Source organism: Luminiphilus sp. nBUS_16 (genome assembly GCF_051201645.1).
GTDB lineage: Bacteria > Pseudomonadota > Gammaproteobacteria > Pseudomonadales > Halieaceae > Luminiphilus.
Genome location: NZ_CP179205.1, coordinates 3,335,780 through 3,353,836 on the forward strand (window position 1 = coordinate 3,335,780; position 18,057 = coordinate 3,353,836).

The following is an 18,057-nucleotide window of genomic DNA, read 5'->3' on the forward strand; positions in this document are numbered from 1 at the left end:
CCTGCGTAACTGTCGCTAGCTTTTAATCGGGAGCTGCTGCCAAATCTTCACGAACATGGCGAGCCGCCATCACGTAGTGAAAACAGGACCAACAGATTGCCAGTGGCACCAAAATAAATAACGCGTACCGCAGAGACTCAACACCGTAGCTAGGCTGAAGTAAGTCGCTGAGCAAGCCCACCGAGGAAGGACCCGCACCCAGCCCAATGATGTTTAGGATGAAAAACAAAATTGCCGAGGCAAGGGCACGCATTTTCAAACCCACTAAACCGTGCACAGTGGCGATAGTTGCGCCCAAATACGCGTTGGCAAGTATGCCGGGCACAATCAGCATCATCAGCGCAAAATAAGGATCAGAGGTCAGATAAATACCAAACTGAAAGGGCAAGGAAATTAAGCAAGCCACCGCGGGCATCCACATGTACCAACGCTTGTCACGCTTGCCCAGGCGGTCAGCAATGACACCGGAGCTGAATACACCAATAGCACCACCGACACCAATAACCAGTGCCAGCCAAGTACCCAGCTCCCCGGTGGGCATTTGGTAGCTGCGAATCATATAAGACGCCACCCAGTTAGCGACGCTGTAACCCGCGAAGGCGTTCATTGCGGCACCCATAGCCATGTGGCGAAAAGAACGGCGCTGCCAAAGTAAGGCAATAACAGTTTTTATAGAAACGTTACCCTCTGCAACTTTGCGCTTTTCATTGAGCCCTCGAATCGGCTCTGCCATGGTGAACCGCACCAGTAGTGCGAGTAGCACACCGGGAACCCCCACGATCATAAACGCGACCCGCCAGCCGAAATATTCGTTAAGCCAGCCGCCAAATAAAAAGCCAAACAAGATGCCGAAACTTACCCCTGTCGAGTAAAAGCCCAGCGCACCGGCCCGAGACTCGGGAGGGAAAATGTCAGAAATCATCGAGTGCGAGGGGGGGCTGCCACCGGCCTCACCAACCCCAACACCAATTCTAGCGAGCAACAACTGCCAGTAGTTTTGAGCGAAACCGCTAATCGCGGTCATGAAGCTCCAGATAAACAGCGATAGCGAGACAATATTGCGACGATTACTGCGGTCGGCCCAGCTTGCAATAGGCAGCCCCGCTGTTACATAAAACACCGCAAAAGCGAAACCGGTTAACAATCCCAGCTGTGCATCACTGAGCAACAAATCCGCCTTGATGGACTCCTGCAAAATGGCTAAGAGTTGACGGTCGATAAAATTGAAGCTGTACACCACGGTCAAAGTACCCAAGGCGTAATAGGCCGCTTTGGGGGTTTTATAGGGGTTGTGTTCACCGCTGGATTGCTGATGACTTGAAGTGCCGCTGGCTGGACCATCTGCCATAAAATATCCCGTAATTAGCTGGGTGCCTCGCATCCGTGAGGATCCTAGACACGCTGATTTTTATTGTTAATGCCTATTGCCTATTGCCTAAAAGCGGCATTTTTACCTGACTGCAGTTCAAAATTTGATCGACAAAACGCTTTCACGCAGATCAATATCCACCGAATAAAAATCAAGATGCAGGCGGAGTACCTTACGATGAAAGCAGCCGGAAACCCACCCCTGATTACACTGGGGCCACGAGTGCGAAAGTCCCCCTTTTACGATGCGACTGTCGCGGCAGGGGCTGGCGTATTTACGATTTATAATCACATGTATATGCCCTCAAGCTATGGCGACACGCTGTCGGAATACTGGTCAATTGTTGAGGGTGTCAGTCTCTGGGATGTTTCCGCGGAGCGGCAAATTGAAATCAGTGGCCCCGATGCCGCCGCCTTTACCCAGTTGTTAACACCTAGAGATATAGACAATTGCCCGGTGGGACGCTGCCGCTACGTGATCTTCCTTGACGAAAATGCCGGCATCGTTAACGACGCGGTCCTGTTTCGCTTGGAGGAAAATCGATTCTGGCTGTCACCGGGAGATGGGGACGTCCTGCTGTGGGCCAAGGCGGCGGCCGCAATGAGCACCTTAGATGTCACTGTGCACGAGCCCGATGCATCACCACTGCAGCTCCAAGGCCCACTGGCCCCCCGAGTCGCACATAAATTATTTGGTGATATCGCCACCGAGTTGGGTTACTACCAATTTCGTGAGGTGACCTTACAGGGTATTCCCTTGGTCCTCAGCCGAACCGGGTGGAGCGGTGAGTTGGGGTATGAGCTGATTTTGCAAGATGCACAGCGGGGCACCGAACTTTGGGATTTGTGCATGGCAGCGGGCGCAGAGTTTAACATTAAACCTGCCTGCCCTTCGTTAGCGCGCAGCATGGAAGGAGGGCTTCTATCCTACTGCTCCGATATCACCATCGCCGACAACCCCTTCACCATAGGCATGGATAGACTGCTCGATATCGATAAACCCTATGACTACATTGGCAAGGCAGCCCTGCAAAAAATAGCGAAGGAGGGCACATCGCGACGATTGGTAGGCGCTAATTTTCAGGGTGAGCCCGTGCGACCTAATGAACACTTTTTACCGGTAAGTGTGACAGGGCGCATTGCGGGCCACTTAACGCGCTGCGTTTATTCGCCGCGGCTGAAGTACAACATAGCTCTCGTCAATCTTCCTGCTGAGTATGCCGAACCCGGTACTGCTATTGAATTGCATCTGCCCGAGGGTATTCGCGAGGCCGAGGTCGTTGCTTTACCTTGGTTCCCCGCGGAGAAAAAAATACCCACTTGGTAAGCAAGATTGGATTCCCGTCGCAGTGTTGGTTCGGGGACTTCACTTTAATGATGTCAAAGTTTTACGCGAGCACATCTGTTACTTTCGCACGAAGATGTTTTTTCAAGAAGAGGGCTCCGTTATGCCAAGGCCAATTAACAAGCGGCGATTAGGCTTCTACGTCAGTTTACCCGCCGTACTTTGGGCTCTGAGTTCAGCTACCCCGCTTGCTGCCGAGCCTGACCGTGCGCGAGCCTTAGGAATTCCATTTGCAGGCGACCCAGGACCCCTCAATGGCATCACCGATGTCATGGGCGTCGAGGTAGGTCACAAAACGCTGATATCTGGAGAAGGCCCGTTGGTGCGCGGTGTGGGTCCCATTCGTACGGGAGTCACCGTTATTCACCCTCGGGGAAAAGCCAGTACCGAAGGCGTTTACGGCGGCTGGTTTACCCTCAACGCGTCAGGGGAAATGACCGGCACTACGTGGCTTGAAGAACGCGGTTTAATCGATGGCCCCATAGGGATCACCAATACCCACAGTGTGGGCATAGTGCGAGATGCCTTCGTAGGCTGGATGGTGGATCAAAAATGGCCCGCACTTTGGCACGCGCCGATCGTCGCGGAAACCTACGATGGTGCGCTGAATGACATTAATGGCCAGCACGTAAAACGCCCTCATGTGTACAGCGCACTTGAACAGGCCACCGCTGGGCCGGTGACCGAAGGCGCCGTGGGTGGCGGCACCGGCATGGTTTGCAATGGATTCAAGGGCGGCATAGGCACCGCTTCTCGTATCGTATCAGTGGCAGATCAGTCGTATGTTGTTGGTGTTCTGGTGCAGTGTAATTACAACTGGGGCGGGAAGAGTCTGCGTCTGGGTGATCAGTGGGTCTCTGAAAAACTACCCGTGGGCGAGCATTGCTACACCGACCCCAGTATAGCCCCCCAAAACCCCTGGTTCCCTTATTGCAGTGGTGCTGAACTCGATAAAGACAGTCCCACTCGAGACGGGTCAATTATCGTTGTAGTAGCAACCGATGCACCGATATTGCCGCACCAGTTAAATCGATTAGCAAAGCGACCAGCACTAGCCCTGGGACGACTCGGTGCTATTAGCAACCCGGGGTCCGGTGATATTTTTCTCGCTTTTTCGACGGGCAATGCCGGAGCAATTAATGAGGATCAATTTAACAAGGTTGAGCAATTTCCCAACAACGCACTCGACACATTATTTCGTGGAACGGTTCAAGCTACGGAAGAGGCCATCGTCAACGCCATGGTTGCAGCAGACACAGTGACGGGAGCTGATGGACTCAGAGTACACAGATTGCCCCACGACGAGGTTCGCGAGCTGTTCGCCCCATAAAGAGTCATTGAGCTTGGGGGCTTACCAAACCCAAGGGGCGCCGTTTGGCATGCTGAACAAGTTCCTGCTCTAGACACGCTGTGGAGCGCTCACCCAGATTGTGCAGCGTAGTGATGCTGCCGTTCTGATAAAAATCGGCCATGCCCTTTCTCCTGATCAATAACCTTAATGATGTGTTGAATTCCCTCTGCCCAACCCGCAGGTCCTTCTAACCTGCTGATGTAAAGCTTTGGGTGATTGTGAGGTTTAGGGGGTTCGTGAACAGGTGAACGAACCACCAACGCGTGGTCAGCAGCCTCGAGCAATTCAAGGTCGTTATTAGCGTCCCCGGCAGCAATGCTGATGGCATCAGCATATAAATCTCTGCAAATTTTTTGGTGCAGCCAACGCATGGCAGTGCCTTTTCCACCCCCTGCCAAGACATGCAAGAACCGCCCCCCTTCAACAACCTGCAAGCCAAGCTCAGCGGTTGCTTGTACGAAGCCCATGCGATCGGTTGCCGACCCCAGCCAGAGCAAGGCTTCACTGTAATGGCGAGCTTGGGCACGTCTCGCTGAAAACTCATCGAGGCCTGTCACAGCGCAAACTTGCCGCACCGACATATCGCTCAGTGCGTGAAACCGACCCGACCACTCCCCCGCCAAGCCGGCCAGAAGGCCGCGAATATATCCCCGAGATTTACCCAGCACGTGACACCAATATCCAGCAGCAGTTGCGGATCCTGTGGGGCGACTGAGCCCCCAGGTTTGCGGGACCCAGATGGCGGCTCCGTTTTCTACAACGAATGGCCCGTTGATTTCTAGGCCCTGACAAAGCAGCTGTACTTCAGCCTGCGTCTTACTCGTAACAGGGATAACTGGAATGCCACGAGCCAGAATGGCTTGAAGGACTGGTCCTGCTCGATCAAGTCCGTAGGTATCATGATCCAGTAGCGTGCCATCGAGGTCGGTGTAAATCACAGGGCAGCTCACTGCGGTCCCCTCGCACTCGAATACCCTGCACCACAGCAGTGCCCAAGCTTCATTGCGGTGCAATCCCTTCTGTCTCTTCTAAACTCAATCATTACCGGCACTCCTTGCCTTAAATGTCTCTGCTGGCGCTTATTTGTCCTTATAAGCTCGTCAACCCGCGGCAAGTAACCAGCTGCCTACGCGGTGTCAAAGAGATGTGAGCAAGTACCGTGCCGAATAAAAAAAAATTTAGACGGGGGGCAAAAAATGGAGTGTAGAAAGTTGACGAAAGCGCGACAGATGCCGCACCTGAACGCCGAGAACCCAGCTAGTGACGCTGGGGGCCCGCAAGACCGGCCAATACAGTACGAGCACCTGAGAAGGGACGCCGCCCATGCATGACTCGCAGGTTATCGATTAAAACGACATCACCCGCCTGCCACTGATGATCATAAACCTGCTGATACGCAATAGTGATCATTTCTTTCAGATCAGTAATCGGCATGGGCGAGCCGTCGCCAAAGCAGACCGATTTGGCTGCAGAGTTGCGCAGATCTTGCCAACCGGCGAAAGCGGCTACCAACTGATTAAAAAAGACCTCTGTGCCGGTACTCGTGCGTCGGATAGCGGGTAATGCCGGAGTCGTTACCCGCAGGTCATCACCCTCTAGCCAAACCCAGGTGTACCCTAGCTGCTGCAACTTCGCTTCCGCAGCGGCGCGGGAATTAACACTCAGCGTATCAAGCCAGCTGCGCCCTTGACCCGAACCTGCGTCAGCTTGCGCCGGCATGGTGTGCGTGTAGGACACACCGAGATCGCGACATTGCTGTACGAAGCTGGGAAGTTGCCGCTTTAATGCCGTCATCAAGTCATCTGATCGACATAAGGGTGTCGCGCCGCCCTCAGCAGCGGCGCGTTCGCAATAAAAAAACAGATAGCTTGGGAAAAGCGGTGTCTGCGCCATTTCGTGATGTAAAAATATTTCCAGCTCTGGCGGCGCCTCATTTGCGGTGAATACCTGTGGCGTGCGATTTTTTCGCACTGCGTTAGACAGTGACTCCGCATAGGTAAAGGGCTGCAAATCTAGTGCACCAATGCACTGGTCAAACCCGATGTCGCCAGCATCAGGAAAACCTCTGAACAAAATAGCGCCTACCTGATCCAGTAGGGACATCACATCAGTTGCCGTCTCAGCCAAGTAGTCAGCAAGATTGCCCTTCCCTGAAGGCGTCAGGGCAAGCACGAAGTCATTCGGACCTTTGGTTGGCGCGAACGCAAAGGGTAAACGGCCCAGTAACGCATTTATTGCTGCATCTGGCTCAATCATAAATGGGGAAGAAACTGCCGAAGGCTTCATCACAAAATAGCCCCGGATCGTTAAACCGCCGGTTCCGATTTAACGCGCTGATAGCGCTCATTTCTGCATCACTGAGGCTAAAGTCAAAAACATCGATATTCTCGCGCAGGCGTTTGAGTTGACTGCTTTTAGGAATAACAGCCGTGCCGCGCTGTAAGCCCCAGCGCAGCAGTATTTGTGCCGAGCTACGCTGTAAGCGGTTTGCGGCGGCGCAAATAACGGGCTCGTCCAACAAGCACTCCTGAGCCTCAGCCATACCTAATTCAAGATAGGACAATGATCCCAGAGGTGAAAAAGCCGTTACCGCCATCTCGTATTGCTGTGCCAACCGAATCAAGCGCTCTTGGGTAAGGTACGGATGTGACTCAATTTGTAAAAGTGCCGGCTTCCTGCGCGCCGATGCGATCAAGTCATGGAGTAATCCGGTATTAAAATTGCAGACACCAATTTCTTTTACCAAACCCGCTTCGACCAAACCCTCCATAGCGCCCCAAGTTTCTGCGATAGGCACTAAATCGGGCTCCATACGCGGCTTTTCAGCCTCGGGATCGTGAATCCATTCGGGTGGGTAGCGCTCTGAAAAATCAACGTACTTAAGCGCAATGGGAAAGTGGATGAGGTATAGGTCAAGACAGTCGAGCCCAAGGTCCTTTAGGCTACGCTCACAAGCAGCCCGAACATGCTCTGGGCGATGAAATGTATTCCACAGCTTTGAAGTCACCCACAAATCGTCTCTAGTCACGTTCGAAGTTTTTAGTGCCTGGCGCAGGCCCTCACCCACGGCACTTTCATTACCGTAGTCTGCCGCGCTGTCTAAGTGGCGATAGCCAGCTGCCACTGCATCGACCACCGTACTGGCCACAGATTGCTCGGGCAGCTTCCACAAACCTAAGCCAATAGTCGGCATGTGTCCTGCACCTACCTGAATACGATCTTCAACCACGATTAAAGCCTCTCCATCAATTAAACCGTCTGCACCAACCTCATGATCTCACAGCCCCTCTTTAAGTGGGCCAAGTCACTCGCTCCTGAGCGCAAAATTCATCCATAAGAACGGGGAGCCCCGTCGCAAGAGAGTGCTGGGCCGCACTCGCCACCAATAAGGATTTAAAACCTTGGGCGGGAGTTGCCGCATCGACCCTATGGCCCTCTAGCTGCGCCACAAAAGCCAAATGCTCAAAGAAAGTGGCACCGCTGTGTCCGCTCACTTCAATGGCTGAGGGGTAGGTCACTAGGGTGCCATAGTAAGAGGGATGAGCCGCAACCTCGACTTGAATTCTTGCGGAAGACTCAACTTCAGGGCGAAAGCTTGATGACTCACTCGCCACAAGTCGGCCCTTATCACCCGTCACAACCAGCTCCTCGTAGAGCTCCTGCGCAAACATGTTGAGGGTAAAGTGCGCGAGTGTCCCGTTATCGTAGGTGATCGTGACGAAGGCGTGATCATCAATATCAGATCGCATACCCTCGTGCTCAAAATCAAGAAAATTGACCGCCCTGCCTCCCTGAGCGTAAACCTTCACCGGGACGGCATCGACGGCCAAGTTGATCAGGTCAAAGTAATGGCAGCATTTTTCAACTAGAGTTCCACCCGAGTAATCATTGAACTTATTCCACTCCCCCACTTTGTTTAGAAACGGCGGCCTGTACTCTGACATAGCCACGGTATGAACCGTGCCTAAAGCTTGTTCAACCCGAATAGCGTGAAAGGCATCCACATACTGCGCCTTGAAGCGGTACTGCATACCCAATTGAACGAATGTGGGGCACGCCTCTGCCATGGTCACCATCCGCTGTGCGTCGGTGAGTGACGTCGCCATGGGTTTTTCTAAAAAGATGGGTTTATCCGTCTTCATAAGACGCTCAAAAATTGCGCTATGGGTAAAGTTTGGGGTCGCAATTAAATACGCATCGACGTTCTCATCGAGACATAAGGCGTCCAAAGATGGGTATATGGCTAGCGGGTTTTGAGTGAGTGCGTAGTACCCCCGCTGGGCCTGCTCCAGACTGGCAGGGTGTTGATCGTAAACCCCTTGAATACGCACCCGTCCCAACAGTAGTGCCACTCTGAGGTGCTCTTGACCCATCATGCCCAAACCAACAATCGCCAATCGAGGCCCTTGACGGCCATCACCACGGGCTTGCCACGCGTCATTGGCGAGCTGTTTTGACGGCACTGAAAAAAAACGTGGCTTCACTGGTTTAGCCCCAAGCGGTCTTTGCGCCACCCCGAAGCACGGAAATGCCACCAAACGCCAATGTTCATCGCAATCAGCGCCATGAGACAGGGAACAAAATAGTGGCTTAAACCACCGACCAGCCCCAAGGGCGAGAACAGTAAATACAGTGCCAACACACAGGACAACAACGTCGTGGCACAGGGCACTGCATAGCTCCAAGGATTCAAATCTAGCGTCTCTTGATGGTGATATACCCAAGCCTCGGCGCGAGGGCGCCATAAACCAAAGCCCAGCATGATGGCGACCTCGAAAATGAACAACACCCCATAGAGATGAAGAAAATGCAGGGGTATCGCTTCCTTGAACAAAAATTGCAAACAACCGTAGGTAACGACATGAAAAACGATGACAACTTTAGCTGCCACAGCGGGAACCTTGCGGGTAAACAAGCCGACAATAACAATGGCGATGACCGGAATATTATAAAAACCGGTGAATATTCTGATGATCTGCCAGAGCCCCTCGGTCGCAAACTGAAGCATGGGAGCGGCCAAGAAAGAAAACAGTGCGATAACAACGCTCGCCCGTTTTGCAACTTTAATCCGCTGTGGGTCTGTCAGCACTTTTCCTTGAAGGGGTTCCCACACGTCGAGACAAAATAAAGTAGCTGCGCTGTTTAATAGTGAATTAAAGGAGCTGAACACGGCACCCAGAAGCACCGCCAAAAAAAAGCCCCAGGCGTAGCTGGGCAAGACATCACGCACAAGCTGCGGATAGGCGAGATCAATCGACGCCAACTCAGGGCCGTATAAATGAAAGGCAATGACGCCGGGAAGCATCATCAAGAAAGGCACCAGCACTTTAAAAAAACCCGACAGCAAGACGCCTTTTTGCCCCTCGGCTAAGTTCCGCGCCGCTAAAGTGCGCTGAATGACGTACTGATTTGCGCACCAATAAAAGAGGTTTGCGAAAACCATTCCAGTAAAAAGCGTGGCAAAAGGTGTCGGGTCGTTTGACCCCCCAATGGCGTTGAGTTTGTGGGTTTCAGACGTCACGACCGTCTTGAGCCCACTGACCACACTGCCATCGCCCAATAGCGCCAACCCCAATAGCGGTATTGCCAGGCCCATAATCAGCAGACCTATGCCATTGATCGTGTCAGATACTGCGACCGCCTTGAGCCCACCAAAGATCGCATATAAGGCCCCTGTGACACCGATTACCACCACAGTGAGAGGCAGAGCCCATTCATCGTTAATAGCTAACAACTCCGGTATCGTGAATAGCTTCATCACTGCCAGTGAACCGGAATACAAAACGCTAGGAATCGTCACCAGACCGTACCCAAGCATAAACAGGATTACGGTCATCCTTCGAACATCATCATCAAAGCGCTGATTTAGGAATTCAGGAAGGGTCGTGAACGCGCCGGCCAAATATCGAGGTAGAAAGATGAAGGCCATAAAAACGGTGGCAACAGCCGCCGTGACCTCCCAGGCCATACTGCTCAGATTAAATCCATACGCCGAGCCGTTTAACCCGATTAATTGCTCGGCAGAGAGATTGGTCAGCAGCAGCGACCCCGCGATAATGGGCGCACCCAAGCCCCTACCCGCAAGAAAATAACCTTCAGCAGACTCAGTCTCACCCCGTGTTTGACGATAGGCAATAAAAGCCACCAAGCCCATAAAAAACAGGCAGCTCAGAAGCGTGAAGGTGATGTTGTAGTTCATGGGGGTCGCCCCTATTTCATGCAGCCCTACCCTACGCAGGGAGTGGGCACCGAGCAATGCCTGCCGAGTTCAATCTCGATGATTATTTTTTACCCACCAACAAATTTTCAGCGATTGCAAAAGCGGCCCATGGAAACCACGGGTAAGTGCGAATCCCTATAAAAACCTATGAATAAGCATCGATGGCGAAACCCATGAAGGCGCACAGTGAGTCGTCCCCACCGATGAAATAGTGGGCATTTGGATAAGTCTTCGGCAGGTGCTGCGGGGGGCAGTAATGCCATGACACGTTGTTCGTGTCCCGCTTTCTGTCATTTTTTTAGATGTCATCGACGCGTCAAAATGACGGGCAGTTCATCGGCGTGTAACTTAGGAGAACGAGCGTTGACCCTGATAGGTGTGGGAGCTTCGCGCTAAAACGCGCACTATGCTGACTTCAATAGGTATCATCAAGACTCGGCAAAAAAGAAACCCCTCGAAAAGGAACCCCCCGTGGACTTTGACTACGACCCAATCCCTTTTGCGAATAAACCGCAGCTCACCGCCGCTGAGGGGCTAGCGCGCAGCAATCAATATCTTGAGAATATGAGCAGCCGGCGAACGATACGCCAATTTTCTGATCACCCAGTTCCCAAGGAAATCATTGCAACAGCTGTTCGTGCAGCCGGCACCGCCCCATCTGGGGCCAACCACCAGCCCTGGCATTTTGTATGTATTCAAGATCCCAATATTAAGCGGGAAATTCGCCTTGCAGCCGAGGCCGAGGAACGCGCCTTCTACGAGGGCAAAGCCGGTGACAGTTGGCTTCAGGACCTTGGTCCTTTGGGTACTGATGCCCAAAAGCCTTTTTTAGAAACCGCCCCCTGGCTAATTGCTATATTTGCTGAGCGCTACGGTGTGGACACTTACGGTAAAAAACGGAAAAACTATTACATTTCAGAATCGGTAGGCATCGCCACGGGGTTTTTAATTTCCGCCTTGCACACCGCAGGCCTGGCCACCCTCACCCACACACCCAGCCCCATGAAATTTCTGAACCGTATTTTGGGCCGTCCCAGCAACGAGCGACCATTTGTGTTGATGGTTGTGGGGTACGCCGCTTCAGATGCCCAAGTACCCCGAGCCGCCACAGTGAAAAAGCCATTTGGTGAAATCACCACATTCGTTGAACCCGCTTCACCTTGATGTGCATTACCTTGGCGCAAAACCGCCTAGCCGCCGATCAGGGCGTTTTTGGGGCGGGCTGCAATAAAATGTTGTGATCCGCGACCCCGAAATTTCCGGGACCGAGGAACAAGAGCACAGCTGAAGCTCACTCGTCTGAATTTTTACAGCGCTACAAATCACCTATCCAGTTGCCATGAAATCCCGGAGGTATTCGGTGCGGGATGTGAATGCAGGCAACGGGGCCATCGGCGATAGCCTGAGCATTCAAGATACGAAGCTCAGTGGTGTCGGTTTTCGTGTTGATTACATAGCCTAGCAACCACCCCTCACCCTCCGCAGCTCCATCAGCACCGGGAACAAAAACAAACTCGCCGCCAATATCCTCGGGGCCAAACGAATACTCCTGTCGTTGGCCGGTGCTCAGATTATGGTGAAATAGACTGTTGGGCTGAGCAAAATTGGAAACGGGCGAACTTGGCAAACCTACCGTCCAAGTGTGCTGATAAGACTGACCGAAGAAACGCTCGTCTACCCGGGGAAATTCCTGAGGAGCGGCATCAAGGGTGCTGCGGGTCACTTGCCGTGTACTCAGGTCTATTTCCCAGCGCTCTAAACCCATCGGCTGACCGTTGGGACCGTCAGGGCCATGGGCGAACATGGTTTCATACACGGCCGCATCGATAACCACGGTGTTTTCATCAGTCTCATAGCTGTTGGCAACGTGAAATAACCAACAAGGATCTACCTCGCACCAGATGACCTCATCCGAAGTACCTGATCGTGGCAGTAAACCGACCCGGGCCGAACGTTCGCTATCCCAGCGATAGGGAAATTTAAAACCCTTAGCCATTGCACCTAGGGACAGCGTAACAGGCAGGTTAAAAATGACGACAAAATGCTTTGTCAGAGTGCACTCATGGATAGAGGGTCCATCGGATACCGGTATTTTCAATTGTCTGAGAACCTGCCCCTCACGATCAATAGCGACATGGCAAACATGGTCGGGCATCAAAGGTGAGTAGGTGATGGCGTGCCACTCCCCCGTTAATGGATCCTCATGGGGATGCGCTGTGAACGGGCTCGTCAGGGCACCGTCAAAATCGGTATACGCCACCGTATCGAGATCGCCGTTTAACTCTACCGGCGTTGCCCCAGCTTCAACCAGCGCCAATATCCGACCACCCAAGCGCAGCACATTCGTATTCACTGTATCGCCAGGGCCGGTGCGTGGACCCGGGGCCGCTGGCGGCCCCCCCGCTGCCTCGAGGGACCGGGAGCGTACATAGCGGTTGTGGTACCACTCTGCACGGCCGCCATTAAGGCGTATACCGTGCACCATACCGTCACCCAGAAACCAGTGATGACCTCTGGGATCGGGTTTAAAGGGGTTGGGACCAATTCGCGCATAGCAACCGCTCAGTGCTTCGGGAATCTCTCCCTCTACCTGAAGATCGGTAAGACTAAACTCTTCCTTAAGGGGCTCATGAATGCCGGTCAAAAAAGGGTGCTTGCGCCAGGGATTTTTCAGTTGTCGCGCCACCTTGTTTGAGGTGGTTAGACCACCGCCGACAACCTTACGTATGGTGTTCTCTACAGATGACATACTGAATACTCGCGTTGACGGCGGATTACCTTAGCTCACTGAATACCCAAGGTCGACTGCAAAATCTGACGTGGCATCGATTCGGTCAATCATCGCGTTGACCTGTCGCACCCCGCTGCCAAAGCTCCAGCGCGCACCCATGCTGGGAACACTCCAAATTTTCCCAGCGCCTCTCGGTTTAACGATACTAAGCTGAAAATGCAGAGCTATCCCTGCGCGCACAACACCGCTCACAGGAACTTCTTGCCGAGGTGGACCATGCTAAGTAGCGCTCAAATTTTGAGTGATACAGACTTCGAAAAAAGGGCTTCATCTTTAACAACACTGTTAGTGACACATCACCTGCAGGCCGATTGCTCAGTTTGAACTCTGGGTACCCGAGGGCTTAATTGCGTAAAAGGAATGGGCAGACATAATCATCAGCACATTACATAACAAGCCCACGGTGCCGGGGTGCAGACCGAAGGGCATCCACCCCAGAGACCAACCACTAACCGCAACGCATAACCCAGTCACCAAGCCCAACATAATGGGTGTCGTGCGTAAACTGGGGAAGTTAACTCCGAAATAAAAGGCGGGGGCGATCTGCAGCAAAATTTCAAATTTCAAAACAAACAAACGATATAAAGTCAGGTTTTCCTGAGTACTCAGCCACACTAACCCACCCAAAATTAACCAGGCACACCACTGCCCAACCCGGGCGCACCCTGCATCGCTTGCGGTAGGCCTAATATATTTGCCGTAAATGTCTTTCGCGAAAATGGAGGACAGCGTCAGCAGGGCTGAATCTGCGGTACTCATCAGCGCCGCCAGAATAGCCCCCAGTAACAATGTCACCACGGCGTGTCCAAACCAACCGGTGCTGAGGACATCACGCATAATCAATGCCATAACCTGGTCTGCGGCAGCACCTTCCAACCCGGGAAAACGCGCGATAGCCACAAAACCCAATGCCAAGACAACAACCACTGCAAACAGCGGTAATACAGCCATGCCCGCTAAAGACTGTTGCAGAGTACGAGCTGATCGAGCCGCGTAAATACGCTGAATAGCTTGTGGATAGACCGAGGCGCCGATGCCAATTAGCACGACCGTTGAAAACCAGGTGACCGCAGCGCGCCCCTCCGGCGGAGCGAGTTTTTCCGGTGCAATATCTCGTAATTGTGCGAAAGCTGGCGACCAACCGCCCATATCGCGCTCAATAATAAGGGCGATCAAAATGAAACCTGTCAGCATCATCGCGCCCTGAATCGCATCGGTCCAAGCGACGCTGCGCATGCCGCCCATGGTTGAATAAACCATCATAATAATCGCCAACATCACGACGCCCCAAAAGGCGTCAACCTGGCCACCACTAAGACCCTCGACCATGAGGCCCATAACCTTCAACTGGGCAAGCACGTAATTGATAAGAACAATCATGAAGCACAGCGCCACAAGTGCAGACAGTGCTCGTGAGGGAAAACGAAACTCTATGTAGTCCGTAGGCGTAATAAATCGCTGCTCACGGGACAAACGTTGAAGTCGGGGAGCGAACAGCAGATAGCCGGCGACAACGGCGATCATGCTGTGCAAAATGGCCAACCAGGTGAAGCCCACTCGGTAGGCCTGACCCGTAAAACCGAAAAGCGCATTGCCACTATACTGGGTCGCAAAAAGTGTCAGCATGAGCACCCAAAGCCCCATGCCCCTGCCTCCCAGGTAATAATCTCCCAGGCTGCGGTCTTGACGTTGACGACTGGCGAACCATCCAATGATTAACAGTGAAAGCAAATAGCCCGCGAGAAAAATAAGCGAGCCGGTTTCAAGGGGTAAATCCTGCATATTTATTCTACGGGCTCGTCAGGCCAGCCTCGCAGTGCGCCCCAGACCACCAGCGCAGAGAGTGCTATGGCGGCAACGAGTGTCACCCAGACCCAACCGGGTACTAGCCAAGCTTGCCAACCAAAATTATCCTCGGGCCAGTACCACGGAATTCCCAAGAGAATACTTAGCAATACCAAACTGGCCCAGCGCCCCCTATCTTTGAGCTGTTGTGTCATAGGTATCCGCAAAGACCTCCGGCCGTTTTGGAAATGCGTGCCCAGTGCTAGTCTATGGCCTGTGTATCAATAGCGGCGGACCTACCTGCACGGTGAAATCGCTCGGACGCCCAGCTGAGTACGCCATAACCCACTGCGAGCAACAGCACAGCACCGGCCTCAAAGACCAGTTGGGTAGGTTCAAACTCTTTACCCTGCAAAATGATCAGTCGTGTTATGCCCGTAATTGCAATCAACACTGGTAGCGTTACCGGCACACTGTGGGTTGCATAGTAGGCACACGCCATGCCCACGACCTCAAGATAAATAAACAGCAACAGAAGATCGGCAAGGCGAACACTGCCTTCTCGGGAAAATTCAATAATTTCCATGACGACCGCCACCATAGCCAGTACACCGATCAACACCAAAACCAAGCGCTCACCGATACTAAAAAGGTCGAGTACGATGCGATCGAAGCGTGCTAAAAACCGCTCCTGATTTGGATCCTGTTTGCTCATGTTCTACTCCCATAATGTCTGGTAAGCCCGCAGGCTACTAGGGTGTTTACACGCTCCGTTGTAACACACTACGCGACCCCACAAATAAGGGATTACCATGAACGCAACTCAGGCTCACTCCTACAAGCCATGACCTTATTAAGAATCTTGCGTAACTGACATCTTCCTGCTGCTGCGCACTCCCCCGTAAATAAAACCCCTAACTATCAGCGGGTACAGCAGCCAATGCACAAGCCATCGTGGTAAGGCGTGGGAATTTCCTGTCGGACCATGCAGTCGTAGCCCCGTGGGCTGAGGACCCACAATTGAGCCCCAACGGTGGGACGGTGGATTAAAGCGCGCCGGCATTGGACGCTCCGTCACTCTCGCGCGCAGATTTCTGCACAACACCTTATAGGCCCAATTGCGAGCGGAACAACGCAATGGATCGGTTGCGGCAACATCACCTATCGCAAAGATACGAGCGTACCCCTCAACGTTTAAATGAGCATCAGTGCGCACGAAACCTGCAGCGTCCAACATATCCTTCGGTAAAAAATCGGTATGAGGCTTCAACCGGCCAGCGGCCCAAATTATAAGCTCAGCCTGAAAGCTTGGCTGACCCGCTTCAAACTCGAGGCGTCCACCTTGTAAGCGTGAGGTCACGGCGTCACTAGATACAATCGCACGGTGCCCCCCATGCAAAACCACCCCCTGTCGAGCTAACAGCTTTTGATGATAGTGCTGGGTTTTTTTGGGGTAGCCAGGAAGCAATTCATGGGCAGAAAAAAATAAGGTGATTTCTTTGTTTGGATAGGCACGCTTTAAATTATAAGCAGCGCTGACCCCTGAAGGTCCACCACCCACGACGGCAACCGAGCTCGCCGCGGTCACCGCTTCAATCTGGGCGTTCAGACGGGACTCTATGAGTTGGTGCGTTTCAAAACGATCGTCCCGCCAAAACCCATTGCTTACCCCCGAAGCAATCACTAGATAGTCCCAGTGAAGAGAGCGATGTTCACCTCCCGCAAGCTCAAGAGCCGCTGTGCGTGCCACAGGATCCACTCGTATCGCCCTACCGTGAATAATTTCGACACGAGAGAGTCGTCGATAGCGATCAAGAGGCGTCAAATAATCACGCCGCCATTGAGCATGCCCCGTGAGTCGTAGCCCCAGCTCTTGCCCACTCACCAACAGGGGTTTGGTGGTAACACCAATAACACGGCAGTGCCGAGATAACCGCCCTGCGGTTAATATTCCGGTATCGCCCATGCCAAGTACCAGCACTGTGGGTAATGCGCCTGATGCTGGACTGGCAGGGGCATCCTTCATAAATCGATTCGACATCCCGCTAAAATAATTTGTGCTCACCGAGCTCGCTGACCACGTCACCTTGGATAATTCGCTGATAACATTCGCCCAGCGTCTTTGAGCCACTCTCCGGAGTTAGTGCCTCGGAGTAGGCGCCAGAGTCTTCAGACCAAACCAGCATCGATTCAGTCGCATAAAAATGCGCTATGCGCAGGAATTCCGCCTGATCTCGAACTCGGCTAGACAGCAGCCCAAAGGGTGACAAGACGGCGGCAGCAATGAGAAATAACCGTGGCGGCAAGGACCGCGTTTTTATCGGCTGCTGCAGTATCTGACCCAGAAGCTGCGCTTGCCCTACGGGTGTAATTGCCGGGCCGGGACCACCGATCGGCAAGATGGCCCCGATCGCCGCTGCACTTGTCAGTTGTTCGACGATAAAACTGGCCAGGTCCTCCTCGGCAATAGGTTTGCATGCGGTTAAGGTGCCATTGCCAAAGATAAAAAAGGGCTTACCTTGCTGCAGCCGCGCGATTTGTCCCGACAATGATTTAAAAAACGCCGTCGGCCTGATAATGGTCCAAGGCAAAGTTGACGCTCGTAGCTTCGCTTCAAAGCGCAACTTCTCTCTTTGAAAAGCCAGACGGGGTTTTTGCACACAAATGGCGGAAAGCAGTAGGAACCGTTGCACACGCCACTGGCTCGCGACCGCTAGCAGTCGATTGTTAGCTTCGTATTCCACAAGCCGGGCGTCCCGAACACCCCCGGAGCGACTCGCCAAACACGAAATGACGGCGTCGCAGGGCTCGATGTCCCACAAAAACTGGTCGGAAGCAGTAAGCTCGCCATATACGCATTCAAGTTTTGGGTGTGTCAGGGTCCATGTTGCGCCGGCCCGCAACTGTGCGACGACACCATAGCCCTGCTGCAGTAAAGCCCCGACAACATGACGACCAATATAGCCGCTCGCACCCGCAACCAATACTCGGTGGATCACAGCCAAACCCCAATGATTAATAACCGGCCGATACTTATATCCCCTGATTTCGGTTTACCGCGGTCTGTACGAACACTCTCACCATGGCATGTTGATGTCTTTTGAGAACTCGACGCCAAGCCGTCACCTCCCTTGAGTAATATTGAAGCTTTGTATTACCAAGGCTTTAGGTAAATCTGCCGTAGATGAAGGCTGAGT

16 protein-coding genes are annotated in these 18,057 nt (G+C 52.9%); 3 read left to right on the forward strand and 13 right to left on the reverse strand.

The features are described 5' to 3' along the window. Positions 1-22: 22 nt before the first annotated feature. The gene (locus ACMAY6_RS14695; RefSeq protein WP_435213042.1) at positions 23-1,348 is read right to left on the reverse strand and encodes a spinster family MFS transporter; all 1,326 of its coding nucleotides are present in this window, start codon (positions 1,346-1,348) and stop codon (positions 23-25) included. A gap of 198 nt (positions 1,349-1,546) precedes the next feature. Here ACMAY6_RS14695 and ACMAY6_RS14700 point away from each other — a divergent pair, with 198 nt between their 5' ends. Then, a complete protein-coding gene (locus ACMAY6_RS14700; protein WP_435213043.1) occupies positions 1,547-2,695 on the forward strand; it encodes a glycine cleavage T C-terminal barrel domain-containing protein in 1,149 nt (382 codons plus the stop codon). A gap of 121 nt (positions 2,696-2,816) precedes the next feature. Then, a complete protein-coding gene (locus ACMAY6_RS14705) occupies positions 2,817-4,043 on the forward strand; it encodes a P1 family peptidase (protein WP_435213044.1) in 1,227 nt (408 codons plus the stop codon). Positions 4,044-4,132: 89 nt separating this feature from the next. Here the strand turns inward: ACMAY6_RS14705 and ACMAY6_RS14710 are convergent, their stop codons facing one another. From ACMAY6_RS14710 to ACMAY6_RS14730, 5 genes are all read right to left on the reverse strand, one after another. Then, on the reverse strand, positions 4,133-5,014 hold the full coding sequence (locus ACMAY6_RS14710) for an HAD-IIB family hydrolase (RefSeq protein ID WP_435213045.1): 882 nt from the start codon (positions 5,012-5,014) through the stop codon (positions 4,133-4,135). A gap of 307 nt (positions 5,015-5,321) precedes the next feature. After that, on the reverse strand, positions 5,322-6,320 hold the full coding sequence (locus tag ACMAY6_RS14715) for a TauD/TfdA family dioxygenase (RefSeq protein WP_435213047.1): 999 nt from the start codon (positions 6,318-6,320) through the stop codon (positions 5,322-5,324). Then, positions 6,313-7,293 carry an aldo/keto reductase gene (locus ACMAY6_RS14720; protein ID WP_435213048.1) on the reverse strand — a complete coding sequence of 327 codons (981 nt, stop codon included), beginning with the start codon at positions 7,291-7,293 and terminating at the stop codon, positions 6,313-6,315. The genes ACMAY6_RS14715 and ACMAY6_RS14720 overlap by 8 nt, the downstream gene beginning before the upstream one ends. 61 nt (positions 7,294-7,354) lie before the next feature. Further along, a complete protein-coding gene (locus ACMAY6_RS14725) occupies positions 7,355-8,548 on the reverse strand; it encodes a Gfo/Idh/MocA family protein (RefSeq protein WP_435213049.1) in 1,194 nt (397 codons plus the stop codon). Continuing rightward, positions 8,545-10,263 (reverse strand): solute:sodium symporter family transporter, encoded by a 1,719-nt coding sequence (locus tag ACMAY6_RS14730; protein WP_435213050.1) that lies wholly within the window; start codon positions 10,261-10,263, stop codon positions 8,545-8,547. The genes ACMAY6_RS14725 and ACMAY6_RS14730 overlap by 4 nt, the downstream gene beginning before the upstream one ends. Positions 10,264-10,755: 492 nt before the next feature. On the opposite strand from ACMAY6_RS14730, the gene ACMAY6_RS14735 reads away from it, so the two are divergent. Then, the gene (locus ACMAY6_RS14735; protein ID WP_435213052.1) at positions 10,756-11,448 is read left to right on the forward strand and encodes a nitroreductase family protein; all 693 of its coding nucleotides are present in this window, start codon (positions 10,756-10,758) and stop codon (positions 11,446-11,448) included. A 151-nt stretch (positions 11,449-11,599) separates the two neighbouring features. Here ACMAY6_RS14735 and ACMAY6_RS14740 read toward each other — a convergent pair whose 3' ends face one another. The 7 genes from ACMAY6_RS14740 to ACMAY6_RS14770 form a co-directional block, all read right to left on the reverse strand. Beyond that, complete coding sequence (locus ACMAY6_RS14740) at positions 11,600-13,033, reverse strand: carotenoid oxygenase family protein (RefSeq protein ID WP_435213054.1); 1,434 nt, start codon at positions 13,031-13,033, stop codon at positions 11,600-11,602. A gap of 30 nt (positions 13,034-13,063) precedes the next feature. After that, a complete protein-coding gene (locus ACMAY6_RS14745) occupies positions 13,064-13,267 on the reverse strand; it encodes a hypothetical protein (protein WP_435213056.1) in 204 nt (67 codons plus the stop codon). A gap of 123 nt (positions 13,268-13,390) precedes the next feature. Next, positions 13,391-14,857 carry a sodium:solute symporter family protein gene (locus tag ACMAY6_RS14750; RefSeq protein ID WP_435213057.1) on the reverse strand — a complete coding sequence of 489 codons (1,467 nt, stop codon included), beginning with the start codon at positions 14,855-14,857 and terminating at the stop codon, positions 13,391-13,393. 2 nt (positions 14,858-14,859) lie between these two features. Next, entirely contained in the window at positions 14,860-15,075 is a 216-nt protein-coding gene (locus ACMAY6_RS14755; RefSeq protein ID WP_435213059.1) for a hypothetical protein, read from the reverse strand. Positions 15,076-15,122: 47 nt separating this feature from the next. Continuing rightward, positions 15,123-15,575, reverse strand: a complete 453-nt coding sequence (locus ACMAY6_RS14760) for a phosphate-starvation-inducible protein PsiE (protein WP_435213060.1) — start codon at positions 15,573-15,575, stop codon at positions 15,123-15,125. Positions 15,576-15,713: 138 nt separating this feature from the next. Continuing rightward, a complete protein-coding gene (locus ACMAY6_RS14765; protein ID WP_435213061.1) occupies positions 15,714-16,925 on the reverse strand; it encodes an FAD-dependent oxidoreductase in 1,212 nt (403 codons plus the stop codon). Continuing rightward, entirely contained in the window at positions 16,906-17,859 is a 954-nt protein-coding gene (locus ACMAY6_RS14770; RefSeq protein WP_435213062.1) for an NAD(P)H-binding protein, read from the reverse strand. Before ACMAY6_RS14770 ends, ACMAY6_RS14765 begins: the two co-directional genes overlap by 20 nt. Positions 17,860-18,057: the final 198 nt, after the last annotated feature.

What these genes read in the sequence shown, in the direction of transcription:
- ACMAY6_RS14695 (WP_435213042.1), bottom strand. Translation starts at nt 1,348, where the DNA reads ATGGCAGATGGTCCAGCCAGCGGCACTTCAAGTCATCAGCAATCCAGC.
- ACMAY6_RS14700 (WP_435213043.1), top strand. Translation starts at nt 1,547, where the DNA reads ATGAAAGCAGCCGGAAACCCACCCCTGATTACACTGGGGCCACGAGTG.
- ACMAY6_RS14705 (WP_435213044.1), top strand. Translation starts at nt 2,817, where the DNA reads ATGCCAAGGCCAATTAACAAGCGGCGATTAGGCTTCTACGTCAGTTTA.
- ACMAY6_RS14715 (WP_435213047.1), bottom strand. Translation starts at nt 6,320, where the DNA reads ATGATTGAGCCAGATGCAGCAATAAATGCGTTACTGGGCCGTTTACCC.
- ACMAY6_RS14730 (WP_435213050.1), bottom strand. Translation starts at nt 10,263, where the DNA reads ATGAACTACAACATCACCTTCACGCTTCTGAGCTGCCTGTTTTTTATG.
- ACMAY6_RS14740 (WP_435213054.1), bottom strand. Translation starts at nt 13,033, where the DNA reads ATGTCATCTGTAGAGAACACCATACGTAAGGTTGTCGGCGGTGGTCTA.
- ACMAY6_RS14750 (WP_435213057.1), bottom strand. Translation starts at nt 14,857, where the DNA reads ATGCAGGATTTACCCCTTGAAACCGGCTCGCTTATTTTTCTCGCGGGC.
- ACMAY6_RS14755 (WP_435213059.1), bottom strand. Translation starts at nt 15,075, where the DNA reads ATGACACAACAGCTCAAAGATAGGGGGCGCTGGGCCAGTTTGGTATTG.
- ACMAY6_RS14760 (WP_435213060.1), bottom strand. Translation starts at nt 15,575, where the DNA reads ATGAGCAAACAGGATCCAAATCAGGAGCGGTTTTTAGCACGCTTCGAT.